24 protein-coding genes are annotated in these 25,507 nt (G+C 70.2%); 8 read left to right on the top strand and 16 right to left on the bottom strand.

Annotated features, from left to right (window positions below; all coding sequences use genetic code 11):
* Nucleotides 1–58: 58 nt before the first annotated feature.
* The 4 genes from ACPXBU_RS16815 to ACPXBU_RS16800 form a co-directional block, all read right to left on the bottom strand.
* A complete protein-coding gene (locus ACPXBU_RS16815) occupies nucleotides 59–604 on the bottom strand; it encodes a hypothetical protein (protein WP_425758743.1) in 546 nt (181 codons plus the stop codon).
* A gap of 81 nt (nucleotides 605–685) precedes the next feature.
* The gene (locus tag ACPXBU_RS16810) at nucleotides 686–1,342 is read right to left on the bottom strand and encodes a response regulator (RefSeq protein WP_393362263.1); all 657 of its coding nucleotides are present in this window, start codon (nucleotides 1,340–1,342) and stop codon (nucleotides 686–688) included.
* Nucleotides 1,339–2,424: a sensor histidine kinase gene (locus ACPXBU_RS16805; RefSeq protein WP_425758742.1), complete on the bottom strand. Its 1,086-nt coding sequence runs from the start codon at nucleotides 2,422–2,424 to the stop codon at nucleotides 1,339–1,341. The genes ACPXBU_RS16810 and ACPXBU_RS16805 overlap by 4 nt, the downstream gene beginning before the upstream one ends.
* A gap of 126 nt (nucleotides 2,425–2,550) precedes the next feature.
* Nucleotides 2,551–4,008, bottom strand: a complete 1,458-nt coding sequence (locus tag ACPXBU_RS16800) for a DHA2 family efflux MFS transporter permease subunit (protein WP_425758741.1) — start codon at nucleotides 4,006–4,008, stop codon at nucleotides 2,551–2,553.
* A gap of 93 nt (nucleotides 4,009–4,101) precedes the next feature.
* Between ACPXBU_RS16800 and ACPXBU_RS16795 the strand changes: the two genes are divergently transcribed.
* Complete coding sequence (locus tag ACPXBU_RS16795) at nucleotides 4,102–4,701, top strand: TetR/AcrR family transcriptional regulator (protein ID WP_425758740.1); 600 nt, start codon at nucleotides 4,102–4,104, stop codon at nucleotides 4,699–4,701.
* A gap of 108 nt (nucleotides 4,702–4,809) precedes the next feature.
* Here ACPXBU_RS16795 and ACPXBU_RS16790 read toward each other — a convergent pair whose 3' ends face one another.
* Complete coding sequence (locus ACPXBU_RS16790) at nucleotides 4,810–5,325, bottom strand: hypothetical protein (RefSeq protein ID WP_425758739.1); 516 nt, start codon at nucleotides 5,323–5,325, stop codon at nucleotides 4,810–4,812.
* A gap of 102 nt (nucleotides 5,326–5,427) precedes the next feature.
* Here ACPXBU_RS16790 and ACPXBU_RS16785 point away from each other — a divergent pair, with 102 nt between their 5' ends.
* The gene (locus ACPXBU_RS16785; protein WP_425758737.1) at nucleotides 5,428–5,979 is read left to right on the top strand and encodes a CbrC family protein; all 552 of its coding nucleotides are present in this window, start codon (nucleotides 5,428–5,430) and stop codon (nucleotides 5,977–5,979) included.
* Nucleotides 5,980–6,043: 64 nt separating this feature from the next.
* Here ACPXBU_RS16785 and ACPXBU_RS16780 read toward each other — a convergent pair whose 3' ends face one another.
* The gene (locus ACPXBU_RS16780; protein WP_425758736.1) at nucleotides 6,044–7,024 is read right to left on the bottom strand and encodes an aldo/keto reductase; all 981 of its coding nucleotides are present in this window, start codon (nucleotides 7,022–7,024) and stop codon (nucleotides 6,044–6,046) included.
* 43 nt (nucleotides 7,025–7,067) lie between these two features.
* On the bottom strand, nucleotides 7,068–8,000 hold the full coding sequence (locus ACPXBU_RS16775) for an NADP-dependent oxidoreductase (RefSeq protein WP_425758735.1): 933 nt from the start codon (nucleotides 7,998–8,000) through the stop codon (nucleotides 7,068–7,070).
* A gap of 315 nt (nucleotides 8,001–8,315) precedes the next feature.
* Between ACPXBU_RS16775 and ACPXBU_RS16770 the strand changes: the two genes are divergently transcribed.
* Complete coding sequence (locus tag ACPXBU_RS16770) at nucleotides 8,316–8,903, top strand: TetR/AcrR family transcriptional regulator (protein ID WP_425758734.1); 588 nt, start codon at nucleotides 8,316–8,318, stop codon at nucleotides 8,901–8,903.
* A 42-nt stretch (nucleotides 8,904–8,945) separates the two neighbouring features.
* Here the strand turns inward: ACPXBU_RS16770 and ACPXBU_RS16765 are convergent, their stop codons facing one another.
* The 6 genes from ACPXBU_RS16765 to ACPXBU_RS16740 form a co-directional block, all read right to left on the bottom strand.
* Nucleotides 8,946–10,337 (bottom strand): nitrate/nitrite transporter, encoded by a 1,392-nt coding sequence (locus ACPXBU_RS16765; RefSeq protein ID WP_425758733.1) that lies wholly within the window; start codon nucleotides 10,335–10,337, stop codon nucleotides 8,946–8,948.
* A gap of 53 nt (nucleotides 10,338–10,390) precedes the next feature.
* Complete coding sequence (locus tag ACPXBU_RS16760) at nucleotides 10,391–10,720, bottom strand: Rieske (2Fe-2S) protein (RefSeq protein WP_425758732.1); 330 nt, start codon at nucleotides 10,718–10,720, stop codon at nucleotides 10,391–10,393.
* Complete coding sequence (gene nirB, locus ACPXBU_RS16755) at nucleotides 10,720–13,236, bottom strand: nitrite reductase large subunit NirB (RefSeq protein WP_425758731.1); 2,517 nt, start codon at nucleotides 13,234–13,236, stop codon at nucleotides 10,720–10,722. The genes ACPXBU_RS16760 and nirB overlap by 1 nt, the downstream gene beginning before the upstream one ends.
* On the bottom strand, nucleotides 13,236–13,583 hold the full coding sequence (locus tag ACPXBU_RS16750; protein ID WP_007462233.1) for a hypothetical protein: 348 nt from the start codon (nucleotides 13,581–13,583) through the stop codon (nucleotides 13,236–13,238). Before ACPXBU_RS16750 ends, nirB begins: the two co-directional genes overlap by 1 nt.
* A 16-nt stretch (nucleotides 13,584–13,599) precedes the next feature.
* Nucleotides 13,600–15,726: a molybdopterin oxidoreductase family protein gene (locus ACPXBU_RS16745; RefSeq protein ID WP_393364431.1), complete on the bottom strand. Its 2,127-nt coding sequence runs from the start codon at nucleotides 15,724–15,726 to the stop codon at nucleotides 13,600–13,602.
* A 138-nt stretch (nucleotides 15,727–15,864) separates the two neighbouring features.
* Nucleotides 15,865–18,075 (bottom strand): hypothetical protein, encoded by a 2,211-nt coding sequence (locus ACPXBU_RS16740; RefSeq protein WP_425758730.1) that lies wholly within the window; start codon nucleotides 18,073–18,075, stop codon nucleotides 15,865–15,867.
* A 260-nt stretch (nucleotides 18,076–18,335) separates the two neighbouring features.
* Between ACPXBU_RS16740 and ACPXBU_RS16735 the strand changes: the two genes are divergently transcribed.
* A complete protein-coding gene (locus ACPXBU_RS16735; protein WP_393362199.1) occupies nucleotides 18,336–19,538 on the top strand; it encodes a low temperature requirement protein A in 1,203 nt (400 codons plus the stop codon).
* 22 nt (nucleotides 19,539–19,560) lie between these two features.
* Here ACPXBU_RS16735 and ACPXBU_RS16730 read toward each other — a convergent pair whose 3' ends face one another.
* From ACPXBU_RS16730 to ACPXBU_RS16720, 3 genes are read right to left on the bottom strand one after another with little or no spacing between them, the layout of a single operon-like run.
* Entirely contained in the window at nucleotides 19,561–20,241 is a 681-nt protein-coding gene (locus ACPXBU_RS16730; protein WP_425758729.1) for a GOLPH3/VPS74 family protein, read from the bottom strand.
* A complete protein-coding gene (locus ACPXBU_RS16725) occupies nucleotides 20,238–20,957 on the bottom strand; it encodes an ABC transporter permease (RefSeq protein WP_425758728.1) in 720 nt (239 codons plus the stop codon). Before ACPXBU_RS16725 ends, ACPXBU_RS16730 begins: the two co-directional genes overlap by 4 nt.
* 27 nt (nucleotides 20,958–20,984) lie before the next feature.
* A complete protein-coding gene (locus tag ACPXBU_RS16720) occupies nucleotides 20,985–21,866 on the bottom strand; it encodes an ABC transporter ATP-binding protein (protein ID WP_425758727.1) in 882 nt (293 codons plus the stop codon).
* 107 nt (nucleotides 21,867–21,973) lie between these two features.
* Here ACPXBU_RS16720 and ACPXBU_RS16715 point away from each other — a divergent pair, with 107 nt between their 5' ends.
* The 4 genes from ACPXBU_RS16715 (at nucleotide 21,974) to gap (ending at nucleotide 25,437) form a co-directional block, all read left to right on the top strand.
* Nucleotides 21,974–23,116, top strand: coding sequence for a sensor histidine kinase (locus tag ACPXBU_RS16715; protein WP_425758726.1), 1,143 nt, complete (start codon nucleotides 21,974–21,976; stop codon nucleotides 23,114–23,116).
* Complete coding sequence (locus ACPXBU_RS16710; RefSeq protein WP_425758725.1) at nucleotides 23,113–23,715, top strand: response regulator transcription factor; 603 nt, start codon at nucleotides 23,113–23,115, stop codon at nucleotides 23,713–23,715. The genes ACPXBU_RS16715 and ACPXBU_RS16710 overlap by 4 nt, the downstream gene beginning before the upstream one ends.
* 121 nt (nucleotides 23,716–23,836) lie before the next feature.
* Entirely contained in the window at nucleotides 23,837–24,430 is a 594-nt protein-coding gene (locus ACPXBU_RS16705; protein WP_425758724.1) for a TetR/AcrR family transcriptional regulator, read from the top strand.
* The gene (gap, locus tag ACPXBU_RS16700; RefSeq protein ID WP_425758723.1) at nucleotides 24,427–25,437 is read left to right on the top strand and encodes a type I glyceraldehyde-3-phosphate dehydrogenase; all 1,011 of its coding nucleotides are present in this window, start codon (nucleotides 24,427–24,429) and stop codon (nucleotides 25,435–25,437) included. The genes ACPXBU_RS16705 and gap overlap by 4 nt, the downstream gene beginning before the upstream one ends.
* Nucleotides 25,438–25,507 lie beyond the last annotated feature (70 nt).

Below are 25,507 nucleotides of genomic sequence, written 5' to 3'. Positions count from 1 at the left end.
TCAACGCGGTGCGCTGCGACCCGAGGGCATATACGTGGCGCGGCGAGCGGCCGGACCGCTACCGGGGAACGACAGCCTGCTCCCCGGCCGACGAGTCACGCGTCATCGACCGCAGCCCCAGGTAGAGGAACGGCAACAGCAGGAACAGGTCCGCCAGGTGCGCGATGGAGGCCTCCCGGGTGATGCGGCTCAGCGGGAACACGACCGCGCCCAGGCTGACCATGATGCCGACCGGAAGTGGCGCCGCGCGCACCCTGGCCAGCACGAGGCCCAGGACGAAAAGGCTGACGGGAAACAGCGGTCCGCACGTCCAGTACACCGCGAACGCGGCGAAGGGGTGCTCACCAAGTCGTTCGACCGCTTCGGCGTGGGAGACGGCGAACAGTCCCTCGTGAATACTCTGTACGCCGTAAGCCACCCCGCCGATCGCGCCGAACACCGTTGCCGGCAACCCGACCGCGACGTACTTCGGTGTGGTGGGCCGCAACCGCTCGAACAACCCGATCAGCCCGATGAGCCAGCACGCGCTCGACAACACGATGATCGTGCCGGCGGTGACGCCTTGAGTGTCGTTCTGCCAGAAGAAGCCGGCGAGCAGATTCAACGCCGGACCCAAGATAAGAAACATGACCGGAACGCTACGAGCGGCGTACGCGTACCGGATCTGCCATCGGTGGGCGCCGGCCTACCGCGGTCGCGGTAGGCCGACAAGCCCGCTGCGGTACGCGAACACGACCAGCTGTGCCCGATCGCGGGCCCCGAGCTTCGTCATCGCCCGGTTGGTGTGGGTCTTCGCCGTGGCCGGGCTCATCCGCAGCCGGTCCGCCACCTCCACGGTCGACAGGCCGTCGGCGACGAGGCCGACCACCTCACGCTCCCGCGAGGTCAGGCTGTCGAGGCCCGGTACTGGAGGACCGCTGGCGAAGGCGGCGATGAGCCGTCTGGTCACGGCGGGCGCCAGCAGCGCGTCACCGGCGGCGACCACGCGTACGGCTCGGCGCAGTTCGTCCGGCTCCAGATCCTTGAGCAGGAACCCGCTCGCGCCGGCCTGCAGCGCCGCGAAGACGTACTCGTCCAACTCGAAGGTGGTCAGCAGCACAACGCGTACGTTGGGCAACCTGGCATCGGCGAGGATGCGCCGGGCCGCCGTCAATCCGTCGGTGCCCGGCATCCGGATGTCCATCAACACGACGTCCGGCCGGTGCGCCCGGGTGAGAGCGATCGCCTCCTCACCATCGGTTGCCTCCGCGACAACCTCGATGTCCGGCGCCCGTTCCAGCAGGACCCGGAAGCCCGCGCGGACGAGGGTCTGGTCGTCGGCCAGCAGGACTCGGATCGTCATACCGGCAGCCATCCCCGCACCTCGAAGCCTCCCCCGTCGGCCGGTCCCGCTCGAAGCCACCCGCCCAGCCCGCCGGCGCGCTCGGCCATGCCACGCAGCCCGTTGCCGGCTACCGGGACGCCGCCCCGCCCGTTGTCGCGCACCGTCACCGACAGTCCGTCGGGACGGTATTCGACGCGTACCTCGATCTGGGCCGCACCGGCGTGCCGCAACGCGTTCGTCACCGCCTCTTGGACGATGCGGTAGGCGGTGGTTTCCACGGCCCGCGGCAACGCGCGCGGCTCGCCGTCGCAGGTCACGACCGCACCTGTCGACTCGGCGAGGGCGGGCAGCCGATCGAGCGTGGGCGTCGGCGGCTCCGGCCCGGCCGCCGGGGTGCCGTCGCGCAGCACGCCCACCGCCGCGCGTAACTCCACCATCGCCTCGCGGCTGGCCCGGCGTACCTCGCGCAGCGCGGCTCGGGCCTGGGCGGGATCCTCGTCCAGCACGTCGGCCGCGACGCCCGCCTGCACCGACACCACGGCCAAGGTGTGCGCCGTGACGTCGTGGAGCTCCCGCGCGATGCGGATACGCTCCTCGACGACCCGCTGCTCGGCGGCCCGACTCTGGTCGGCCGCCAGCAACGCCAGCTGGGTCCGGCGCCCGCGCACCACCTCGCCGAGCAGCAACGCCGCCACGAATACCACAGTCGAGCTGTCCAGCGACGCGTCGAACGGCCTCGCGCCGGTCACCGCCACCCGCCCCTGGGCATCCAGGAGCACGAACAGGGCCGCGACGACGAGACCCACGCGCTGCCGCGACGCCGCACCGACGGCGTACAGCGCCACCCACGCGGGCACCGCCGGCGCGCCACCCGGGTAGTGGAAGATGTGGTAGGCCAGGTAGAGCCCGCCCACGATGATCAGCACACCGACCGGCCACCGCCGTCGAACGGGCAGCACGAACACCATCGCGGCGGCGACACCGTACGCCCACAGGTCCGGCGCTCGGTCACCCAGCGCCACCGGCGTCGTCGCGAGCCGGTACGCGGTCAGCACGCCCACGGCCGCCACGATCATCGTCTCCACGACCCAACGCCGCATACCGCCAGACTGTACGGACCGCCGGACCCGTCGACATACCACGAAAGTCGTATCCGCCTCGCCCGAGCGCCCGGCTCAGTGGGTTTCGGGCGGGTCGGTGTGCCGGTGTCGTCGCACCGTTGTCCGTCAGCGCTCTCCGCTCAGTGTTGCGTCGTCGACCGGGGTGGTTCGGGGTAGCCAAAGGGCGAGTACGGCACCGAGGGCGACCACGGCCGCGCCCACCGCGACCGCCGGCCTCAGGCCGTCCACGAAGGTTGTGCCGGTGGCGTACCCGCCGTGGGCGGCGAAGACCGAGGCGAGCACGGCGACTCCGACGGCTACGCCGAGTTCGCGGACCGAGTTGTTGGTGCCGGAGGCGACGCCGCGGGCGCCTTCCGGCACACTGGCCATGGTCGCGGTGCTGATCGGGGCGAAGGTCAGTCCCATCCCGATGCCAGCCAGGGCCAATGGCACGGCGAGCACTCCGTAGGCGACGTCGGCCGTACTGACCAGGGCGATCCAGCCAAGTGCGATGGCGAGGGCGCCCTGACCGGCGACGATCAGGGTGCGGACGCCGAGCCTGCCCACCAGGAGCCCGGCCAGCGGGGCAACCACCATCGGCGCCATGGTCCATGGCATCGTGCGTATCCCTGCCTCCAGTGGACTCAGTCCCTGCACCACCTGGAAGAACTGGGCGAGCAGAAACACCGAGCCGAAGACGCCGACCGAGAACGTGAACGCCACCGCGTTGACGAGGCTGAAGGTGCGGGAGCGGAAGAGCCGCAGCGGCAGCATCGGGGTCGAGGTTCGCCGCTCCCACCAGAGGAAGCCGCAGATCAGCGCGGTGCCTCCGACCAGCGCCGCCACCACCCCGGGCGAGGTCCACCCGTGCTCCTCGCCGTGCACCACGGCCCAGACCAGGGCCAGCACGCCACCGGTGGAGAGGCCCAGGCCGGCCGGGTCCAGCCGGGACGACGGGCCACGTGATTCGCGCAGGGTGATCGCGGCCAGTCCGATGGCGAGCAGTCCGACCGGTACGTTGAGCCAAAAGATCCACGTCCAGTCCAGCCCTTCGACCACCGCTCCGCCGACCAGTGGGCCGACAGCGACACCGAGACCGCTGATTCCGCCCCAGATTCCGATGGCGGCGTTGCGGAGCCGCTCGGGGACGGCGGCGGCGAGCAGGGTGAGCGACAGCGGCAGCACGGCCGCTCCGGCCGCTCCCTGGACTGCCCGGGCGGCGATGAGCATCCACGGTTCGGTGGCCAGGGCGCAGGTGGCGGAGGCCAACGTGAACAGGCCGATGCCGGCGAGGAAGAGCCGACGACGGCCGATCCGATCGCCGAGCGCGGCGGCGGTGAGTAGCAACGCGGCGAAGGGAAGCGTGTACGCGTTGACGAACCACTGCAGGTCGGTCAGGGAGGCGCCGAGTTCCGTCCTGATCACCGGCAGTGCCGTCGTCACGACGAGATTGTCCAGGGTGACCATGAACATCGGCACGCCGACGGCGGCGAGCACCGCAGCCAGGGACGGGCCGTCGGGCCGGTCGGGCGGGCCGGGGGGAATCATGGCGGCGCTCTCGGTGACGGCGTCTGCACCGGGCATCAGGGACTCCTTGTTGTTATCGGATGATAACTAGGTTCCTGTGAAAGTAGCTATCGACTGATAACATGTCAACGTCCCTCTGAAGGAGCACCGATGACCAGGACCCGGCTGACCGCCAGCGAGCGCGGCGAACAACTGGTGGCCGCGGCGGTCAAGGCGTTCGCCGCCGCCGGTTACGCCGGCACCACCACCGATGACGTGGCTCGGCTGGCCGGCGTCTCGCAGCCGTACGTGGTCCGGTTGTTCGGCTCCAAGCAGCGACTGTTCATTGCCACGGTCGAGCACGCCGCCGGCCGGATCGAGCAGGCGTTCCGGCGGGCGGCCGAACGGCAGGCGGACCTGACGAGCCTGGCCACCGCATACGAGGAACTACTGACCGAGCACGACCTGCTCGCCGTGCTGCTGCACGGGTACGCGGCCAGCTCCGACCCGACGATCGGATCCGCCGTCCGCGCCTGCTTCGGCCGGATCTACCAGTTGGTCCGGGACCTGACCGGGGCGACCGCCGAGGACACTCGCGAGTTCCTCGCCACCGGGATGCTGCTCACCGTGATGGCGTCGATCCGCGTCATCGGGCCGGCCGCGGTTACGCCGGAACCGTGGATGTCGGAGATCGCCGCGACTATCTACAAACCCGCCCCGGAAAGCGGATCCGGACCTGACGGCGAGGCGGCGAAGCAAGCCGGCAGGTAGTGGCGGGTGGCGAGAGGGCGCCGACCCGGGTGCCGCGGGCCGCGTGGACATGCGAATCGGCGGTGACCGTCCGGGTGACGGTCACCGCCGATCGCGTGGTCGAACCGGTCAGGCGGCTGAGCAGGCGGTGTCCAGCTCCTTGATGGCAGCTTCCAGGGCCTTCTTGCTGGGCTTGGCGTCGGCGTCCTTGTTGTACGCGTCGCTCAGGCCCATCATCTCGTTCTGAATCTTCTCGGACGCGGCGCTGACTGCCTGGTTGGCACCCATCGCGTGCGCCAGGATCGCGACCGAGCCGGCGGCCCACTGGGCACTGACCGCGAAGTGCCCGGCCGGCGGGCCGATCTTCTCTGCCTTAGTGATCTTGGCCGCGTTGTCCTTGATGTCCTTCTTGATGTCGGCGCAGGCCTTCACTGTGACCGCGTCGTTGGCCGCGGCGCTGGTCGCGGTGGTGGCCGCCGCACCGCCGGTCGGGGCGGCGCTCGAGGCCACCGGGGACGGCGAGGTCGCGGTGCTCTCGGATTTGGGCTGCGGATCGCAGCCGGACATCGCGATCGCCGCCGCGACGGCCAGGCCACTCAGGACGAGTCGAGCTCGGTTCATCGATGTTTCCCCCATGATCTTCATGTTCGGCGCACGCTACCAGCCCCGGTCGATCGGGTGGGAGCAGTTAATGGGCCGACGAGGATCGAGCCCCAGGTGGCCCTGGTGACGCCCTAGGATCGGCGGATGCTCGCTGACGAGGAGGGTCTTCCGCGGTTCCCTTATCACCCGGATCCGGTCGGGACGGGTTCGATCGTGGCCGCCGAGGTGGTGTGCGCGTGCTGCGGACGGCGGCGGCCGTTCACGTATGTCGGCCCGGTCTACGCGGTGGAAAAGTTGGCCAGAGCGCTGTGTCCGTGGTGCCTCGCGGACGGCCGGGCGGCGGCGATGTTCGACGCGCAGTTCACCGACGCGAGCTGGCGGGTTCCGAACGATGTGCCTGCCGACGTGACCGAGGTGGTTCTCCGCCGGACGCCCGGCTTTGTGGGGTGGCAGCAGGAGCGGTGGTTGCACCATTGCCGAGACGCGGCGGAGTTTCATGGCTCGGTCGGGGCGGACGAGTTGGCTGACTTTCCGGACGCGCTGGAACACCTTCGGCGGGAGCAGGCCGGGTCTGGCTGGTCGGCCGAGGACAGGGACTGGTATCTACGAGCGCTGAGCAAGGACGGTCCGGTCACCGCGTATCTCTTCCGTTGCCGGCACTGTGGCAGTCACCTCGCGTACTCGGACTCGACCTGACCGTTTGTTCTCTGTCGCGAGGGCTCCGGCCTGCAACCAACCCACGTCTTGCCGCCGATCCGATTCAGCGGCGCGCCAGCGGTGGCTGCTCCGGATAGCGGCCGCCGGCCGCGGCGCCGGGCGGCGTGGCCGCGTCGATCGCGTTCAGCTCGGCCTCCGTCAGCTCGACGTCGACTGCCTGGGCATTTTCCGTCAGGTAGCGACGTCGCTTGGTGCCAGGGATCGGCACCACGTCAGGGCCGCGGCTGAGCACCCAGGCGAGTGCCAGCTGGGCGGCGGTGACGCCCTTGGCGGTGGCCAATTCGCGCACCCGCGCCACCAGCTCCATGTTGTGCCGCAGATTGTCGCCCTGGAAACGGGGCGTACCGCGCCGGTAGTCGTCGGCTTCCAGCTGGGTGAGGTCGGTGATCGCGCCGGTCAGCAGCCCTCGCCCGAGCGGGCAGTACGCCACCAGCCCGATGCCCAGCTCGAGCAGGGTGGGCAGCAGTTCGGTCTCCGGCTCCCTGCTGAACAGCGAGTATTCATACTGTCCGGCGGTCACCGGGTGCACAGCGTGCGCCCGGCGCACCAGGTCCGCCGGGGCCTCGGAAATGCCGAGGTGACGCACCTTGCCGGCCGCGACGAGCTCCGCCAGCGCGCCCCAGGTCTCCTCAATGGGCACCTGCGGATCGACGCGGTGCTGGTAGTACAGGTCGATGTGGTCCACGCCGAGCCGGCGCAGCGACGCGTCGCAGGCCCGGCGCACGTAGTCAGGGCGGCCGTTGATGCCGAAATAGCCATCCTCGGGGCGGCGTTCCACGCCGAACTTCGTGGCGATCACCGCGTGCTCGCGGCGGCCGGCGACGGCCTTGCCGACCAGTTCCTCGTTGGTGAACGGGCCGTACATGTCGGCGGTGTCGAGCAGGGTGACGCCGAGCTCCAGCGCCCGGTGAATCGTGGCGATCGACTCGACGTCGTCGCGGTCACCGTAAAAATCACTCATGCCCATGCAGCCGAGGCCGAGAGCTGAGGTGGTCAGATTCTGGCCGAGCACGCGGTCATGCATCGACGGGGTTACCTCGCCTCTCGGGCGTCGTGGGGGGAGACGGTCAGAAGGTGATGACGACCTTGCCGCGGGTGTGCTTGCCGGCGAACTCGGCGACCGCGCGCTGCGCCTCGGCAAACGGGAACCGGGCGCTCACCTCGACCCGCAGCCGACCCGACGCCGTCGCCTCGACGATCCGCTGCAGCAGGCCGTCGGTGGCCTCGATGTGGGCGTACGAGGCGCGCACCTCGCGGTCGAAGACCGGCGGACCGCCGGCCGGAGAGATGAGCAGCCCGCCGGGCTTGACGGCGGCTGCGGTGGCGGCCAGCGCTAGACCGGCATTGATCAGGTCGACGGCGACGTCGACGCCGCCGGGAACGTGGCGCAGCGCCTCCTCGGTCGTGTCACCGGAGGTGTAGTCGACGGTCGCGGCGGCACCAAGGCCACGCATGTGGTCGGCGTCCGACGGTGGCGCGGTCGCCACCACGCGGACGCCGGCCTGGGCGGCGAGCTGCACCACGAACGAGCCGACACCTCCGGTCGCGCCGACCACCAGTAGCGAGTCACCGCTGTTCAGTCCGGCCTGCTCGACAATGCCGGCCGCGGTCATCGCGGCCACCGGCAGAGCGGCGGCGTCCACCGGGTCCAGCGTCTCCGGCCGGGCCACCACCTCGGGACCGTCCAGCGCCAGCGTGTACTCCGCGACCGCGCCGGCGACCGGGTGGGTGAACGCCACCACCTCGTCACCGGGGGTGAATCGGGTGACGCCCTCGCCAACCGCTTCGACCGTGCCGGCCGCGTCCAGACCCAGCACGAAGGGATGCGACACCGGCATCATCTCGCGCAGCACTCCGGTGGCGAGCTTGACGTCGAGCGGGTTGAGCGCTGCCGCCCGCAGTTTGATCAGGATCTGGCCCGGCCCGGGTGCCGGCTTGGCCAGCTCGGCGATGGTGAGCTGGTCGATCGGGCCGTACGAGGGTGCGACGAGTGCCTTCATGGTGACGAGCCTTTCTGCGGTTCCGAGCCGACCATCCGGGCCGGCCCGTGCGGAGAGAGGTAACGGGACCCTTCGCGAAAGACGAGTTAAGTGGAATCTCTTCCACTTAATCGGAAGGCTATCCGGAAAGGTTTCCGATTGCAACGGTTGCGGCACCGCTGGCCCCGACCCGGTGAAGGGCTGCGTACACTGCCGCGACAGCGCAGGTCACGGCAGAATGGGCGGAAGGGCACAACCGGCTGCCGAACATGTGGCCGGGGGAGAGAGGACCGTCGGGTGGTGGGAGAGCCGGAGGCGTCATCGACGCCGGCCCCCGTGACACTGTCGATCGCGGGACAACCGGGAATCGAACGAGCCGACGCCGCCCGCAACCGCCGCAAGATGCTCGACGCCGCCGCGCGCATCGTCGCCACCGAGGGCGTCAAGGCGCTGGCCCTCGACGAGGTGGCGCGGGCCGCGGGAGTGGGCACCGGCACCGCCTACCGGCGCTTCGGCGACCGCGCCGGGCTGATCTTCGCGCTGCTCGACGAGGAGGAGGCCGTTTTCCAGGCCGCCTTCCTGCAGGGCCCGCCGCCGCTGGGCCCCGGCGCGCCGGCGGCGGAGCGGATCCGCGCCTTCCTGCATGCCCTGGTGGACCGGGTGGAGGCGCAGCTGGAAATGCTGCTGGTCACCGAGGCCAGCTCGCCGGTGGCGCGATATCGCAGCGGGCCGTACATGATCTACCACACCCACCTGGCCAGTCTGCTCGGCGAGGCACGCCCCGACGTCGACCCGCACTACGTCGCGGCCGCGCTGCTCGCGCCGGTCTCGGCCACCCTGATCAGTTACCAGCTGCGCGAGCGCGGCCTCGGCACCGACGCGCTCAAGAGCGGTCTCGACGACCTGCTGCGCCTCAACCTCTGATCTCACCATCCACGGTGGCGCGACGAGTGTGAGCCGCGGCGGTCAGACTCCCGCAAGTCTCCTGGGCGACGGGCGCAGGTACACGTACCAGGTGATGACGAAGCAGATCGCGTAGAAGGCGATGAAGGCGACGTAGGCCGCGTCCGCCGTCTGGTAGGCCAGGAACGACTGCCGGAAGGCAAGATTGACGAGGACTCCGCCGAACGCGCCGATGGCGCCGGCGACGCCGATGAGCGCGCCGGAGAGGCGCCGGGCCTCGTGCTCCGCCGCCCGGTCGTGCGGGTCGGCCGCGCCGCCTGCGGTCACCCGCACACCGCACCTGGCCCGGAAGATCGCCGGGATCATCTTGTATGTCGAGCCGTTGCCGATGCCGCTGAACACGAACAGCGCGATGAAGCCGACCAGGTACAACGGCAGCGAACGGTGCTGGGAGGCGAGCAGGACGATCGACGCGCCGGCCGCCATCGCCACGAAGTTCACGAAGGTGACCCGGGCCCCGCCGAGCCGGTCGGCCAGGACACCGCCAACGGGACGGATGAGCGAGCCGAGCAGCGGTCCGAGGAACGTCAGGTACGCGGCCTTCACCGGGGTGTCGAAGGTGTCGGCGAACTGCACCTGAAGCACCTGGCCGAAGGCGAACCCGAAGCCGATGAACGACCCGAACGTGCCGATGTAGAGCAGGGACATGATCCAGGTGTGCGGTTCGCGGGTGACGTCACGCATGGCCCGCTTCTCGTTGCGGGCATGGCTGAGGTTGTCCATGAACAACGCGGAACAGAGTGCGGCCAGCACGATCGCCGGCAGGTAGATGCCGGCGACGATTCCGGGACTGGCCGACCCCAGGACTACCAGCACGAACAGGCCGACGAGCTGGACCGCGGCGACGCCGAGGTTGCCACCGCCAGCGTTGATGCCGAGCGCCCAGCCCTTGAGCCGGTCGGGGTAGTACGCGTTGATGTTCGCCATCGAGGAGGCGAAGTTCCCGCCGCCGACGCCGGCCAGCGCGGCGATGAGCACAAGCGTCGCGTACGAGACGCCGGGCCGGATCAGGAAGGCGCCGAGCAGACTCGGGACCAGCAGCAGCGACGCGCTGATGATCGTCCAGTTGCGGCCGCCGAACCGGGCCACGGCGAGGGTGTACGGGATCCGCAGCACCGACCCGACAAGCGCGGGCACGGCGGTGAGCAGGAATTTCCCGGCCGGATCGATGCCGTACTGCGGCCCGAGGAACAGCACCAGCACCGACCACATCGTCCAGATGGAGAAGCCGATGTGCTCGGAGTAGATGGAGAAGATCAGGTTGCGTCGGGCAATGCGGGATCCCCGGCGTTCCCAGAAGATGGGGTCCTCGGGCCGCCAGTCGTCGATCCAGTGCCCGCGAAGGGTCAGGCTGCGCCGGTCCTGCTCGATGCTGCCGGGAACGGCCGTGGTCATGGTTCCTCCCAGGTGAGTCCTCGGTCCGCTCGACCCCGTGCGTGGTGCGCTCCTCAGGCCGGCGGCAGACCCACCACCAGGCGTCCGTCGGCGTCGGCACGGACCGGGTACACGGCGAGTGGGGGCTGTCCGGTGGTCGAACAGCCGGTCGCCAACTCGAAGGTGTTCTGGTGCAGGGGGCAGACGACGACAGTCATGTCCACCAGGCCGTCCGCGAGCGGCCCGCCGGCGTGCGGACAGACCGCCGACACCGCGCGCAGGCTGCCGTCCCGCAGCCGGAAGATGGCGATCATGTCGTCACCCACGGCGTAGGCGCGCCCCTCCCCGAGGGGGATCTCGTCGACCGGCCCGAGCCGGTGTTCCACTGCGATGAGCCGGGCCATCACGCCTGCCTCGGGGATGCCGGAGGGACCGGTACGGCTTCGCGGACCGGCACCTGGGGCAGGACCGTCAACGGCAGGGAGGTGCGGAACTGCCCCGGAGTGACCGGGTCGCGCCGTTCCAGCCACGGGTCCCGGTACGCGGCTACGGAAGCGGCCATGGCCGCGTCGAGCCGCTCCGCGATGCCGTCGCTGTCGTCGACGACCACCGCCCTGATGTGGTCGATGCCGAGCCGGGGCACCCACGCGTACGTGCGTTCCAACCAGTTCGCGCTCTCCCGGTAGTACTGCAGGAACCGGCCGGTCAGCGTGATCACCTCGTCGGCCGAGTCGACGACGGCGAGGAGGTCCCCCTTGCGTACGTGGGCGCCGGCGGCCCCGCCGACGTAGATCTCCCACCGGCCGCCGTCGATGGCGACCACACCGAGATCCTTCACGTACGCCTCGGCGCAGTTACGGGGGCAGCCGGTGACGGCGAGCTTCATCTTGCCGGGGCCCTCGATGGCCTTGAACCGGTCCTCGATCGCGATGCCGAGAGCTGTGGAGTCGCCGACGCCGAAGCGGCAGAAGTCGGAGCCGACACAGGTCTTGACCGTCCGGAAGCTCTTGCCGTACGCGTACCCGGACGGCATGTCGAGGTCCGCCCACACCCTCGGCAGGTCTTCCTTGCGGATGCCGAGCAGATCGATGCGCTGGCCGCCGGTGATCTTCACAAGTGGCACCGAGTACTTCTCGGCCACCTCGGCGATCCGCTTGAGCTGCGCCGGTGTGGTCACGCCGCCCTTGATCTGGGGGACGACCGAGAAGGTGCCGTCTCGCTGGATGTTGGCGTGCACCCGGTCGTTGATGAAGCGGGCGTCGCGTTCGTCGACGTACTCGTCGCCCCACATCATCCGCAGTAGCGAGGCCAGGCCCATCTTGCTCTTCGCGTCCTCCTCGCCGCCGGGCACGAGGGTGGCGAACACCGCGGACACGGATTTCAGGCCGTGTTCGCGGATCACCGCCATCAGCTCCGCCTTGGGCATCGGCACACCGGGGACGTACCAGCTCGCGGCCGGGTCGTCCTCGACCTTGCCGTCGGCGGCCCACTCGACGATCTGGGCGACCAGGCCCTTGCACGACCCGCAGCCCTTGCCGGCACGGGTGGCGTCCATGACACCGGTGAGCGTCTTCACGCCGCCGTGCACGGTGCCGACGAGCGCCCGCTTGGTGACGCCGTTGCAGTTGCACACCTGCACGTCGTCGCCCAGCTCCGCGGCACTCACCTCCGCCGACGGCGCGCCGAGGTCGAACAACATCTCGACCCGCTCCTTCGGCAGGGCCAGCCCACGGTCGAAGGCCTGCATGAGGAACGCGACCTTCCGCACGTCGCCGAGGAGGGTCGCGCCGACGAGCCGGTCGTCGCGGATGACGAGGCTCTTGTAGACGCCCTTGCGCGGCTCGGCGAAGACGATCGTCTCGTCGTCGTCGCGTTCCGCCTCCTTCAGGCCCATCGAGGCGACGTCCACGCCCGCCACCTTGAGCTTCGTGGCCAGCCGAGAGCCGTGGTACGCAGCGTTCGGGTTCGTCCCGGTGATGTGGTCGGCGAGCACTCGCGCCTGCTCCCACAGCGGAGCCACCAGGCCGTACGTCTCGCCGCGGTGCTGGGCGCACTCGCCGACCGAGTAGATGTCGACCTCGTCCTGCACGCGCATCTGGTCGTCGACGACGATGCCCCGCTCCACCGGCAGCCCGCTGGTCGCGGCCATCTCGGCGTTCGCCCGGATGCCGGCGGCCACGACGACGACGTCGCAGGCGATGGTCCGACCGTCCTTGAGCTTGACCCCCGTCACGGCGTGCTTGCCGAGCACCTCGGTGGTGTGCGCGCCGAGGACGACCTCGATGCCGAGTCGCTCGATGCTGCGCCGCAGGATCGCGCCCGCCTGAGCGTCCAGTTGGGCGTTCATCAGATGGCCGGCGGCGTGTACCAGGGTCACGTGGGCCAGGTGGTTCTGCAGGCCGCGGGCGGCCTCCAGCCCGAGCAGGCCGCCGCCGATCACCACCGCGCGCTCGTGCTCGCGGGCGTACCGGATCATGTTGCGGGTGTCGTCGATGGTGCGGAACGCGAACACCCCCTGGTGGTAGCCGCGCCCAGGGCGGTGGATGCCGGGAATCGGCGGGACGAACGCCCGGCTGCCGGTGGCGATGATCAGCTTGTCGTACGGCGTCTCGGTGCCGTCGTCCGCGTAGATCCGTCGCGCGAAGCGGTCGATGCGGGTGACCCGGGTGCCGGCGTGCAGGGTGATGTCGTTCTCGGCGTACCACGACATGTCGTTGAGGAAGATGCCCGCCTCGTCGTCGACCCCGGAGAGCACGTTGGAGAGCAGGATGCGGTTGTAGTTGCCGTACGGCTCCTCGCCGAACATCGTGATGGCGAACTGGTCGCCCCCGCCGCGTTCGAGGATCTCCTCGACCGTGCGGGCGCCGGCCATCCCGTTGCCCACCACGACGAGGCGCCGGCGCTTGTCGACGGCGTCCATCAGACCTCGACCAGCCCCAGGTCGACGATCACGGTGCCGGACACCCCGGCGGGCGCCGCCACGTGCACCTCGAGACCGGTGCCGGAGTCGAGGTCCTCGACCACCCGCAGCGGCACGTGGACGTCGGACTTGGCGCCGATCGGGAAGTAGCGCATCGGCTGGCCGTCGCGCATCAGCAGGACACAGATCAGCTCGTCACTGGCATTGCCGCCCCGGAAGTAGACCGGCTGGGCGACGACACCGCCCGGCACCACGTAGCTGAGCGTGCCGTCGACGAGGCCGGGCCGGTCGAGGCCCTTGCCCTCGAAGCTGTAGACGCCTTGCAAGAAACGGGGAGTGGTGTGCACAGCGACGCTCCCTTGCTCACAGAGATGCTGGATTTGGCGGTGGGTTGGTCAACAGGTCGGTGTCGTCCGGGCCGCCCGCGCGCGCGATCGACACCGCGCAGGCCTTGAAGGCAGGCATCCGCGAATGGCGGTCCAGCGTCGGGTCGGTCAGCGCGTTCACGGCGGAGCTGCCGGCCCAGTGGAACGGTGCGAAGATGGTGTCGCGGCGGATGCCGTTGGTGAGACGCGCCCGAAAGAGCGCGCGCCCGCGTCGGCTGCGCAGTTCCACCACGTCGTTGTCGGCGATGCCGTGCCGGCGGGCGAGGTCCGGGTGCAGCTCCGCCCGGGCGTCGGGCAGCGCCATGGTCAGGGCGCCGACCCGGCGGGTCTGGTTGCCGCTCTGGTACTGCTGCATGTTGCGGCCGGTGGTCAGCACGTACGGATAGTCGGCGTCGGGCAGTTCCGCCGGATCCCGGTGCTCCACCCGGAAGAACGTCGCCCGCCCGTCGGCGGTGGGGAATCGGTCGATGAACAGCCGTGGCGTACCGGGATGGTCCTCGCTCGGACACGGCCAGAAGACCCCCTGCTCCGCCTCGATGCGCTCGTACGTGATTCCGGCGTAGTCGGCCGTCCCGCCGGCGCTGGCCCGCCGCAACTCGTCGAAGACACGGCGCGGATCGTCGTCGAAGTACTGGCCGCGCCCGAGCCGGCCGGCGAGGTCGGCGAGCATCCGCAGGTCGGTGCGGACCTGCGGCGGTGGCGACAGGGCCCGCTTACGGCGGATGACGCGTCCCTCCAGATTCGTCATCGTGCCGTCCTCCTCCGCCCACTGGGCCGTGGGCAGCACCACGTCGGCCACGGCTGCGGTCTCGGAGAGGAAGATGTCGGAGACGACAAGCAGGTCCAGCGCCCGCAGCCGGTCCATCACCCGGTTGGCGTGTGGGGCCGACACCGCGATGTTGCTGGCGAGCACGAGCAGCACCCGTACTCCGTCGTCGGTCCCGAGCCGGTCGAGCATCTCCCAGGCCGACCGGCCCGGCCGGGGCAGCTCGTCCGGGTCGATGCCCCAGACGGCCGCGACGTGCGCGCGCGCCGCGGGGTCGTCCAGGCGCCGGTAGCCGGGCAGTTGGTCGGCTTTCTGCCCGTGCTCGCGGCCACCCTGCCCGTTGCCCTGCCCGGTGATTGTGCCGTAGCCGGAGAAGGGCCGTCCGGGCAGGCCCAGGGCGAGGGCCAGATTGAGGTACGCCTGCGCGGTGTCCGTGCCGTTGCTGTGCTGCTCGGCGCCGCGAGCGGTGAGCACCATCGCCGACGTGGCGGTCGCCAGCAGCCGTACCGTCTCCCGCAGGTCCCGTTCCGGTACGCCGGTCATCCGCTCCACCCGGTCCGGCCAGTACGCCGCCACGGTGGCCCGGACCGCGTCGAAGCCGCTCGTGCGGTCGCGCACGTACGTCTCGTCGACCAGGCCCTCGCGGATCGCGACGTGCAGCATTCCGTTGGCCAGTGCGAGATCCGTGCCCGGCAGTGGCTGCAGGTGGAGGTGAGCGCCCCCCGCGGTGGTCGTACGGCGGGGGTCGACGACGACGTGCCGCGCGCCGGCGGCCCGTCCGGCGTCGAAGTACTGCATGGAGGGCGGCAACGCGTCGGCCGGATTCGCGCCGACCAGCAGCACGGCCTGCGCCTGGGCGATGTCGGCCAGGGGGAACGGCAGGCCACGGTCGATGCCGAGGGAGCGGTTCGAGGCGGTCGCCGCGGACGACATGCAGAACCGGCCGTTGTAGTCGATCGACGCCGACCGCAGCGCCACCCGGACGAACTTGCCCAGCGCGTACGCCTTCTCGTTTGTCAGCCCGCCACCACCGAATGCCCCGACGCTGTCCGGGCCGTACCGGTGTTGGCTGGTACGGATGGCGTCGACGATACGGTCGAGGGCCTCGTCCCAGCCTGCCTGTCGCAACGGGCTGGTGCGGTCGGCGGGATCCTTGCGGACGAGCGGGCTCAGCAGCCGGTCACCGTGGTCGAGAAGGTCGGCGGCAGTCCATCCCTTGGCGCACAGACCGCCCCTGTTGACCGGGAACTCGGTGGGCGCCAGCTGAGGCGGCCCGTTGCCGATCGTCAGGGATATCCCGCACTGCATGGCGCAGTAGGGACAGTGCGTATCGATCATGGACGATGGGCTCACCCGTCCGATGCTTGCCGGGCACTGTTTCCGATCCATACCAAGGTCGTAACGCTCTGCGACCCTCGGGCCGCGTACGGAGGGCTGGGGTGGACGACGCGCGGGAGCCCGCCCGCCCCTGCTCGCTCAGCGAAGGTGGTCGGCGAGCTCACGCACCGCCTCGTCGAACGCCTTGTCGGATTCGCAGGGGCTGTGTCCCTTGATCGGCGGCGGAAAGATGTCGCCGGCCGGAGCGGTGACGCCGCGCGGGTCGCGAAGCCGTCGGTCCACCGTCGCCTTCCGGTCGGATGCCGCGGTTACCTCGTCGGGTCGTTGCGGTGGAAGGACGCGGCCGCCGATGGGGTCGGTGTCCCGCCACAGGTTCACCCACCGCCAGTCGACCCGGTCGGCGATCTCGTGGATCACCTCGTCGTTGAGGTACGCGGGAAACAGCCGGGCGTACAGCCGTCGCAGCGGCGAGCCGTGGGTCAGCAGGGCGATCCGGTCGGTGATCCGTGGTGGCAGTTGGAGCACTGTCGCGGCGATCAGGACGGAGCCGTGGCTGTGGCCGGTGAGCACCACCGTGTTGCCGGAGTCGACGAGGTGGGTGATCCGGCAGGTCAGTTCGGGAACGGCCCGTTCGGCGTAGCACGGCGGCGCGAACGGGTGGGCGGCTCGGGGCCAGAAGGTGCCCAGGTCCCACAGCACGCCCACGTACCTGCGGAACCCAGGGGTGCGGTAGGCGAAGATCCCGCCGATGACCAGGCCGACGATGATCGCGGCGATCAGGTAGCTGCCGACACCGATGCCGAAGTCGACGAAGCTGGCCGGCAGCCCCACGTAGCGCTGGATCAACTCGCCCGGTGGCGTCGGCAGCAGGGCGAGCGCGACCATCGTCATGCCGATTCCGGCAAGGCAGGCGTAGAGCACCGCGAGCGGCACCAGTCTCTCGGTGAACCGCGCATGGGCGATGGTCCTGCGCACCTGCCGCAGCCGTGGCGTGGCATCGGCCGGCGCGTCCGGGAAGTCACGAGCGAGGATTGCCGACGCGGCACGGATCCGTCCCGGTCGTGACGCCAGCGAATCCAGGCCGGCGACGGCAAGCGTCACCAGCACCGCAAGTGAGAAACCGAAGATCGCCCAGACGCAGGCACGCGGTGGGCTGGTGATCAGCGCCTCCGCGGTCGGTGCACCCCGGTTCAGGACGTCGGACACACGGTAGGCCAGTTCGGCGGAGAACGTCAGCGCCAGACTGATCGCGGCGACGGAGGCCGCCAGGGCGCCGAACCCGAGCGAGGGCGCTCCGTCCCGCTGTCGGTCCCGGTGCCAGAACAGCGCCGCCCCCAGGGCGGCCAGCAGCACCGCCTGACCGATGAACAGCCCGACAACCGTCAGGTTGTAGCCGGGTAGCCCGTTCCTCTCCGGCCAGGAGGCGGAACTGGTCAGGACGTGGATCCAGACCAGCACGGTCAGCGCGAGGGCGACCGTACACAGGGCGCTGACCAACCGGTCGAGCCGCCACTCCGTGGGCGCGCTCAGCGGTGGAGTGCAGAGCAGCACCGCACACGTGATGAGCAGAAGCCCGGCCGCCGCCGTCAGCGCGACGGTGCCGGTCGACAAACCCTGTGCGGCTCGGGCGCCGAGCAGGCTGAGATCCAGCGTGGCGAACGCCGCCGCGACGTGAATCGAGCGCAGTCGGCCGACCAGCGGGTCGTTGTCCCACCGACCGACGGCGGTGAGCCGGTGCGCCGCGAGAGGCTGGCCGGCCGCGCGGAAGACGTGGAAGGGGAGCGCCGGCCGCGCGCTGAGCCCCCACACCAGGCTGATGGCCGCGACTGGCGCAAGCGCGAGCACCGCCAGGCGCAGTCCCGCCGGACGGCCCCCGAGCCAGGAGAGCCAACTGCGTCCGGCCAGACACTCGGGCGAGGACATGCACTTCCACGCGATCACATCCAGCGCGATCCCCACCATGCTCAGCACGTACATCCCGGTCAGGGTGAGCGCCAACAACCGGCACAGGGCCTTGATCACCGGATCGGAGCCGGCTCTGGCCGGACGCATCCAGATGGCGAGGTTGATCAGCATGAACGGCAACAGGATCACCATCGCCAGCGTTCGCACCGCGTTGCCCGCGGGCAGGTTGTTCCAGCGGTAGGCCTCCAGCGTCACTCCGTCCGCCACGCCGCCCTCCTGGTTTCCCGGCCGCGGTCGGTAGAAGCCGCCCCGGTGGTCACCCGCCACCTGCTGCGCGTGCGGCCGATCCAGCAGGGCCTCCGGGCCGGTGGCGGACACCCCGTGCACCCGTAGTTCCACGAAGCCGTCAGCCCTGGCGCGTCCGCCCGCCTCTCGCCGATCCATCCGGTAACAGCCCCCTGGCGTGTACGCGGCTGACGCCGACCCGCTCGGCTGATCCGACGGCGCCCGCGTGGCGGACCGCGCGTACCCCACGAAGGGGGAAACAACCCTGAGTTGTGGGCGGGAACGCCCCGCCGTCAGCGCGGAATTGACGACGACAAGCGACGGAATGCCCCGACGGCATTCTTCGGGTATCGACTCGACGGCCTGCCCCGTGTGGTACCAATACCCAGGCACACGAAGCCGGCAGAAACGGGCGGCCCATGTCGACAAGGGCAGCGGCGCTGCTTCGAAAGCCGGGGCAACCGCAGCGACCCAGTCTGCTGGAACTCTTCTTCGACCTGGTGTTCGTCTTCGCCCTCAATCGGGTCTCACAACGGCTGGTCGAGGAACTCACCGAGCAACGGATCGTCCTTGTCGAGGCCGGCGAGACGCTGCTGTTGCTGCTGGCCTTCATGGTGTTGTGGTTCGTCACGGCGTGGGTCACCGACCTCTACGATCCGCAGCGGCCGCAACTCCAGTTGCTTGTCTACACGGCCATGCTCGGCGCGCTGGTGATGGCGGTCGCGGTGCCGCAGGCGTTCGGTGACCGGGGTCTGGCCTTCGCCGGCGCGTACGTCGCGGTCCACATCATTCGTGGGCTGGTCATCGTCCCGCTGCTGCGTGGCCACCCGGCTCAGCGTCGAGCGGCCGGAGTGTTCTTCTGGTTCACGCTGTCGGCCCTGCCGTGGATCGCCGGAGCGATCGCGACGGACCTGGCCCGCAGCCTGTTGTGGACGCTCGCGATCGCCATCGACTGCGCGGCACTGCTGCTGTTCTATCCCGCGCCGTGGTCCCGACCCACCCAACAGCAGTGGCCCGTCCTGGCCGAATATCTGTCCGAGCGCTACCGGCAATTCTTCATCATCGCTCTCGGCGAACTCATTCTCACAACGGGATCGGCCTACAGCGACACGTCGTTTCGGCACAGCGGAGCCGCGGCGGCCTTCGCGGTCGCATTCATCACCACCGTGCTGTTGTTCCGCGTCTACCTCTTCCGGGCGGGCCAGTTGTTGCCCGAAGCCATCAGAGCCTCCGTCGAGCCCGCGCACCTCATCCGGGAGGCTTTCCTGGCACACGTCCTCATGGTCGCGGGGATCGTCGCCGTCGCCGTCGGATACGAGATCGTGATCGAACATCCGTTCGGGCACACAAACGCGGGGTGGATCCTCGTCGTCCTCGGCGGACCGATGCTCTTCCTGATCGGGCGAGCCCTGGTGGAATACGCCGTATTCGACCGGGTGTCCCACTCGCGGATCATCGGCGCTCTGACGCTTGCCGGCGCCTCGCCGTTCATGATTCTCCTGCCGCCGCTGGCCGTGGCCGTCACCGCCGTCGTCGTCCTCGCCGGCATCGCCGCCTCCGACGCCATCCACGCCAGGGGAAAACCGCCCGAGCGGCCCCATCCGCCCAACCCCAGGCGGTGAGCGGCTGCCGCTGACACCGGTCCTAGCTTCGAGGAAGCACGGTGATGGCCGCGATGGCGCTGTTGACGACGGTGGCCGTCACGGTGCGGGTCACGGCTGCCGCCGCGGCGTCGGCACCCCAGTCGCCCCGCTCGAGTTCCTTGGCCCGGCTGATCACCGGTGACGTCCACGGGATCTCGCGGTCGAACTGCGGGAGCGTTCCGCTCGCCGAGAGCAGCGCCGCGAGCGCGGCGACCCGGGCTTGCGGCTCCGCACCGTCCACGAGGACCCGCCGAACGTCGGCGAGCAGGCGGGGCCGTCGTTCGGTCCTGCCGTCCCGTAGGGCCGTCGTCCGGAACAGGCCGAGCACCTTGCGGGGCTCCTGGTCGATGTCGCCTCGTGCGATGAGCCGCTCCAACACCGGCTCGCGCAGGGCGGGACCGATCGCGGCCAGTGCCGTCTGCACCCCCCTCGGTTTCTCGGCGAGGTAGTCCCATGCCGGGCGCAGGAGGTCATCCGACGGTGGGTGACCCGCCACGCTGCTGAGCCGCCCCCGGTCCGCCGTGGTCAGGTGCTCGCCGAGGGCGAGGTCCGCGAGGACGGCTCCGCCGAGGACGTAGAAGAGGGTGTTCTCACCCGCGATGGTCCCGGAGCTGGGTTGGAACAGAAGCAGTAGGAGATCTTCCACCAGGGTCGGGGCGTCCGACCGGGGTTCGGTGGTCATCGGCGGGGCTCCCAGCGGAAGAGGCGGGTGGCGAGGGCGACGGCGATGACGACCCAGCCGAGCGTGGGCCCGAGCAGAAGCAGTGAGTCGGCCACGGCGACGCCGCCGTTCCAGGCGTTCATGGTCAGTTCGGTGGCCGCGCCGCCGGGCAGCAGCCGCTTGAGCCAGGCCAGGTTCTCGGTGCCGGAGATGCCCACCCAGCTGGCCACCGCGATCACCCCGAGGGTAACGGGGAGCGTGGTGACCTGGGCGTGTTCGGGGGAGTTCGTGAGCCCGGCCGTGGCCAGGGCCAGGCCGATCATCATGGCCAGGGCCGCGATGGTCGCCACGACCAGCAGGGCGACGTTCGCCGGTCCGCCGGCGACCACGGCCAGGGCGGTCAGGATCGCGGTCACCTGCACCACGGCGAGGATAACCACGGGCAGCAGCAGGCCGGCGAGGATGCCGGCGTCGCCTTCGGCGGTGGAGCGCAGCCGCTTGAGGAAGAGGTTCTGCCGTCGGGACGCCAGGGTGGTGACGGCGGTGGCGTAGAGCCCGAACGCGGCGATCGTGAACATGACGATCGCGGCGATGTAGCCGAGGCTGCCGAGGGCCGCGTAGGTCTCGTGCTGGCGGACGAAGAACGCGCTGACCACCACCGGGATGATGAGGCTGGTGATCAGTACCAGCCGGTTGCGGAAGATCTGGATCAGTTCGCTGGACGCGATGGACAACACGGTGAGGCTCCTGTCGGAAGAACGAAATCAACTGTTGATGGCGCGGAAGACGTCGTCGAGCCGGGTCGGCCCCGCCGCCAGGTCCCGCAGCTCCACGGCGTGGTCCTGCGCCCAGCCGAGCAGGAGGTGCAGGTCCTTCTGCAGCTCGAAGGTCTCGACCACGACCTTCCCGTCCACGTCGACGGCGGCCCGCACCGGCAGCGTCGGCGTCGGCGCCGCGAGGGCGAAGCGGATGACCGCGGGCAGGGTGCGGGTCAGCTCGGAGACGGTGCCCTCCCGGTGGAGGGCGCCCTCGTGCATCAGCCCGATCCGGTCCGCGCGCTGTTGCGCCTCCTCCAGGTAGTGCGTGGTGAGCACGACGGTCGCGCCGTTCTCCCGCAGCCGGTCCACCGTCGCCCAGACCGCGTCGCGGGACTGGATGTCGAGGCCGGTGGTCGGCTCGTCCAGAAAGATCAGCTCCGGGCTGCCGTAGACCGCGGTGGCGAAGTCCAGCCGCCGTTTTTCCCCGCCGGACAGCTGCGACACCTTGCGGCCGGCCCGGCCGGTGAGGTCGACCAGGTCGAGCACCCGGTCGACGTCGTCGGTGCGTCGGGTGAGCCGGCCGACCAGACCGACGGACTCACGGACGGTGAGATCGGGGGAGAATCCGCTCTCCTGGAGCATGACGCCCATCCGGGGACGTACCGCCCGCCGGTCGTCGGGGCTGCGCCCGAAGACGCGTACGGTGCCCGAGGTCGGCGGGCGGTGTCCCTCGACAACTTCCAGTGTCGAGGTCTTCCCGGCTCCGTTGGTGCCCAGCAGTGCGTAGAGCTCTCCGGGCCGTACCTCGAAGGAAAGATCCTTCACGGCGTGGAAGTCGCCGTAGGTGAGGTTCAGCCGTTCGACTTCGATGACGGGTGTGGTGGACATGCACCCATGACAGCGCGGGGACGGCCGACCCGTCAGTGGCACCACGTCATCACCGGATGTGACGTGGTGTCACTGGTCGTGGCCCCGGGCTGCCGGATACTGGGACGGTGACCGCGAGATCGCCGCGCTTCACCGAGTCGACGCAGGGAAGGCTGCGCCGGCTCAACCTCGCCACGGCACTGCCCCCCGTGGTGTTCGCCGCGGTGGTCCTGCTCTACACCGACGCGCGTGTCTGGTGGCACCTCGTCGTCCTCGCGCCCGGGGCCGCGGCGGCCGTGGTGGCGTTCGAACGGTGGACGGCCAACGACCTCGCCCGGGTCGCGCTGCCCTGCCTGGTCGTGGCGGCAGCGGTCTGGCCGCTCGGGGTCCTGGTGACCGGCAGCCCCAACGCCTACTGGGGTGTCTGCGCCGTCGGCTCGCTCGCCCTGCGCGAGGTGCGACGGCACCGGGCCCGGACGATGGCCGGGCTGTTCACCTACGTCGCCGCCGTCGGTACGGCGCGGCTGCTGGTGCAGCGGGACGACATCGGTCACGTCCTGCTGACGTACGTCCTCATCCCGACCGTCCTCACCGTCGTCGTGACGGTCTTCACGGTGGTGGGCGAGCGGTTCTACGACCTCATCCGGGAGCTCGAACAGACCCGGGAACGCGAGGCGGAGCTGGCCGTGGTCCGGGAGCGCGTGCGGTTCGCCAGCGACCTGCACGACATCCAGGGCCACACCCTGCACGTGGTCAAGCTGAAGATCGCCCTGGCCCAGCGACTGCTGCTTCGCGACTCCGCTCGGGCGGAGAAGGAACTGCGCGAGACGTACGCGCTGGTCAGCGACACCATCGCGCAGACCAAGGAACTCGCGTACGCGCAACGGCGGCTCAACCTGACCGCGGAGATCGAGAACGCGAAGAACCTGTTCGAGGCCGCCGGCATCCGGGTCCGGGTGACCCGGGAGGCCGAGGTCGATGCCCGCGCCAGCGAACTGCTCGGGCAGGTGCTGCGGGAGACGACCACGAACATCCTGCGGCACGCGCAGGCCACCCACGTGCAGATCACGCTCACCGGCTCGGGCATCACCATCGTCAACGACGGGGCAACCGACACCACGCCCCCCGAACTCAGGGGACTGGCGGCACTTCGGCAACGGGTGGCCGGCGACGGAGGCGAGCTGACAGTGGAACAGCAGCAGGGACGGTTCCAGACAGCGGCGACGTTCCCCGCCGAGCGTGCCGACGCCGAGCGGAGTGACGGCCGATGACCACGATCGTGCTCGCCGACGACGAGGCGCTGCTGCGCACCGCCCTGGCCGCGCTGCTGCCGATGGAGGGCGACATCACTGTGCTGGCCGAGGCCCAGGACGGCCAGGCGGCGATCGACGCCACCCTGCGCCACCGGCCCGACGTGCTTGTCATCGACCTGGAGATGCCGGGCGTGGACGGCCTGGGCGCGGTCGCCGAGATCCGCCGCGAGCGTCCGGAGCAGGTGATCCTCATGCTGACCCGGCACGCCCGCCCCGGCGTGCTGCGCAAGGCGCTGAAGCTGGGCGTCCAGGGATTCGTCAGCAAGTCCGCCGAGCCAGGCCACATCACCTCGGTCATCGCCACCCTGCACGCGGGGAAACGCTGGATCGACCCGGACGTGTCCGCGCTCGCCGTCACCGAGGACTGCCCCCTCACCGATCGTGAGGCCGACGTCCTGCGGGTCACCGGCGAGGGTTACTCGGTCGCCGACATCGCCGCGCGGCTCCACCTCGCCCCGGGCACCGTCCGCAACTACCTCTCCAACGCGATGCGCAAGACCCAGACCCGGACCCGCCACGAAGCGGCCCGCTACGCCCGCGAACACGACTGGCTGTAACCGGCGGTCCGGCCGGGACTCCTGTCACGACCGGTTGGCCGAGGAGGTCGCGATCGCCACGTGGTGACCGCAGTGGGCGCTCCCGGGGCGCGCTGTACATACCAGTAGGTACACTGCGGGAATGGATTCGCGGAAACTCCTTGTCGACACGATGAGCGAGCTCATGTGGGAGCGCGGCTACGCCGACACCAGCCCGCGTGACGTGCGCGAACGCTCGGGTGTCGGCCAGGGGAGCATGTACCACCACTTCCCGTCCAAACGCGACCTGGCGCTCGCCGCGCTGGAGCGCAACGTCGGCGACCTGCTGCCGGCCGTGTCCGAACTGGACAGCCCGGGCGACCCCATGGCCCGCATCGAGGCGTACCTGATGCGCACGCGCGACGCCCTCAAGGGCTGCAAGGTCGGCCGGATGACCCAGGACCCGCAGGTCCGGGAGGACCCGGTGTTACTTGCCCCGGTGGCGCGCGCGTTCGCTCAGGTCCACGTCAGCTGGGTCAGGGTGCTTCGGGAAGCCATCGCCGCGGGCGAGCTGCGGGACGACCTCGACCCCGAGCGTCTTGCCCACACCCTGATGGCCGTCCTGCAGGGCGGCTACGTGCTCGCGATCGCCCAGCAGGATCCGGGCCCGTTCGACGACGCCCGCGCCGGCGCACTCGACCTGCTCCGGGCGGCGGCGCCCGTACTCACCACACAACAGGAGGAACTGAAGCCATGACGGTACGCATCGGCATCAACGGGTTCGGACGGATCGGGCGTAGCTACCTGCGCGCGGCCCTGGCGAACAACGCCGACGTCGAGGTGGTCGCGGTCAACGACCTCACCGACGCCCGCACGCTGGCTACCCTGCTCGAGTGGGACTCGGTCTCCGGCCACCTCGACGGTGTCGCCTTCGACGGCGACGCAATCGTCGTCCAGGGCACGCGCATCAAGGTTTTCGCGCAGTCCGATCCGGCCGTCATTCCCTGGGGTGAGGTAGGCGCCGATGTCGTCATCGAGTCCACCGGCCACTTCACGGACGGCCCTGCCGCGGCGGCCCACCTCAAGGGTGGCGCGAGGAAGGTCGTCATCTCGGCGCCGGCCAAGGGGGACGTCCCCACGTTCGTGCTCGGGGTGAACGACGACAGGCTCGACCCGGACAGCCACGACGTCTTCTCCAACGGCTCGTGCACCACGAACTCGCTGGCGCCGCTGGCGAAGGTGCTCAACGACTCGTTCGGCGTCGAATCCGGACTGATGACGACTGTCCACGCCTACACGAGCGACCAGCGGCTCCACGACGCCCCGCACTCCGATCTGCGCCGGGCGCGCGCGGCAGCCCTGTCGATCATTCCCACGTCGTCGGGCGCGGCGAAGGCGATCGGCAAGGTCATCCCGGAACTCGACGGCCGTCTCACCGGCTCCGCTCTACGCGTCCCCATCCCGGCGGGGTCGATCACCGACCTCACCGTGGTCCTGCGGCGACCTGCCGATGCCGAGGAGGTCAACGCGGCGTTCCGCGAGGCGGCCAGCTCCCCGCGGCTGCGACACTACCTGCAGTACTCCGAGGCGCCGCTGGTCTCGGCGGACATCGTCGGCAACCCGTACTCGTCCATCTTCGACGCGCCGCTGACCGAGACCGTCGGCAACCAGGTGAAGGTGCGCGGCTGGTACGACAACGAGTGGGGGTTCTCCAACCGCCTCGTCGAGTTCTCCGAGCGGATCGCCGGGACAGCGGCGGCCTGACCGTCGCGGATAGTCCACATCTGCCGGGAGGTCGAGGTAGGTGCACATGCCCGGGTGAACGGCGTCACAC

Origin of the sequence: Micromonospora sp. DT231, from assembly GCF_049847025.1 — a bacterium.
In the GTDB taxonomy this organism is placed as follows: Bacteria; Actinomycetota; Actinomycetes; order Mycobacteriales; family Micromonosporaceae; genus Micromonospora.
Note: the sequence above shows the minus strand (reverse complement) of the source record. Positions and strands in the feature narration are given on the sequence as shown.

What these genes read in the sequence shown, in the direction of transcription:
- ACPXBU_RS16735 (WP_393362199.1), top strand. Translation starts at nt 18,336, where the DNA reads ATGTCGACAAGGGCAGCGGCGCTGCTTCGAAAGCCGGGGCAACCGCAG.
- ACPXBU_RS16705 (WP_425758724.1), top strand. Translation starts at nt 23,837, where the DNA reads ATGGATTCGCGGAAACTCCTTGTCGACACGATGAGCGAGCTCATGTGG.
- ACPXBU_RS16765 (WP_425758733.1), bottom strand. Translation starts at nt 10,337, where the DNA reads ATGACCACGGCCGTTCCCGGCAGCATCGAGCAGGACCGGCGCAGCCTG.
- ACPXBU_RS16710 (WP_425758725.1), top strand. Translation starts at nt 23,113, where the DNA reads ATGACCACGATCGTGCTCGCCGACGACGAGGCGCTGCTGCGCACCGCC.
- ACPXBU_RS16775 (WP_425758735.1), bottom strand. Translation starts at nt 8,000, where the DNA reads ATGAAGGCACTCGTCGCACCCTCGTACGGCCCGATCGACCAGCTCACC.
- nirB (WP_425758731.1), bottom strand. Translation starts at nt 13,236, where the DNA reads ATGGACGCCGTCGACAAGCGCCGGCGCCTCGTCGTGGTGGGCAACGGG.
- ACPXBU_RS16780 (WP_425758736.1), bottom strand. Translation starts at nt 7,024, where the DNA reads ATGCATGACCGCGTGCTCGGCCAGAATCTGACCACCTCAGCTCTCGGC.
- ACPXBU_RS16740 (WP_425758730.1), bottom strand. Translation starts at nt 18,075, where the DNA reads ATGGATCGGCGAGAGGCGGGCGGACGCGCCAGGGCTGACGGCTTCGTG.
- ACPXBU_RS16760 (WP_425758732.1), bottom strand. Translation starts at nt 10,720, where the DNA reads ATGGCCCGGCTCATCGCAGTGGAACACCGGCTCGGGCCGGTCGACGAG.
- ACPXBU_RS16730 (WP_425758729.1), bottom strand. Translation starts at nt 20,241, where the DNA reads ATGACCACCGAACCCCGGTCGGACGCCCCGACCCTGGTGGAAGATCTC.
- ACPXBU_RS16790 (WP_425758739.1), bottom strand. Translation starts at nt 5,325, where the DNA reads ATGAAGATCATGGGGGAAACATCGATGAACCGAGCTCGACTCGTCCTG.
- ACPXBU_RS16800 (WP_425758741.1), bottom strand. Translation starts at nt 4,008, where the DNA reads ATGCCCGGTGCAGACGCCGTCACCGAGAGCGCCGCCATGATTCCCCCC.
- gap (WP_425758723.1), top strand. Translation starts at nt 24,427, where the DNA reads ATGACGGTACGCATCGGCATCAACGGGTTCGGACGGATCGGGCGTAGC.
- ACPXBU_RS16785 (WP_425758737.1), top strand. Translation starts at nt 5,428, where the DNA reads ATGCTCGCTGACGAGGAGGGTCTTCCGCGGTTCCCTTATCACCCGGAT.
- ACPXBU_RS16745 (WP_393364431.1), bottom strand. Translation starts at nt 15,726, where the DNA reads ATGATCGATACGCACTGTCCCTACTGCGCCATGCAGTGCGGGATATCC.
- ACPXBU_RS16720 (WP_425758727.1), bottom strand. Translation starts at nt 21,866, where the DNA reads ATGTCCACCACACCCGTCATCGAAGTCGAACGGCTGAACCTCACCTAC.
- ACPXBU_RS16795 (WP_425758740.1), top strand. Translation starts at nt 4,102, where the DNA reads ATGACCAGGACCCGGCTGACCGCCAGCGAGCGCGGCGAACAACTGGTG.
- ACPXBU_RS16805 (WP_425758742.1), bottom strand. Translation starts at nt 2,424, where the DNA reads ATGCGGCGTTGGGTCGTGGAGACGATGATCGTGGCGGCCGTGGGCGTG.
- ACPXBU_RS16810 (WP_393362263.1), bottom strand. Translation starts at nt 1,342, where the DNA reads ATGACGATCCGAGTCCTGCTGGCCGACGACCAGACCCTCGTCCGCGCG.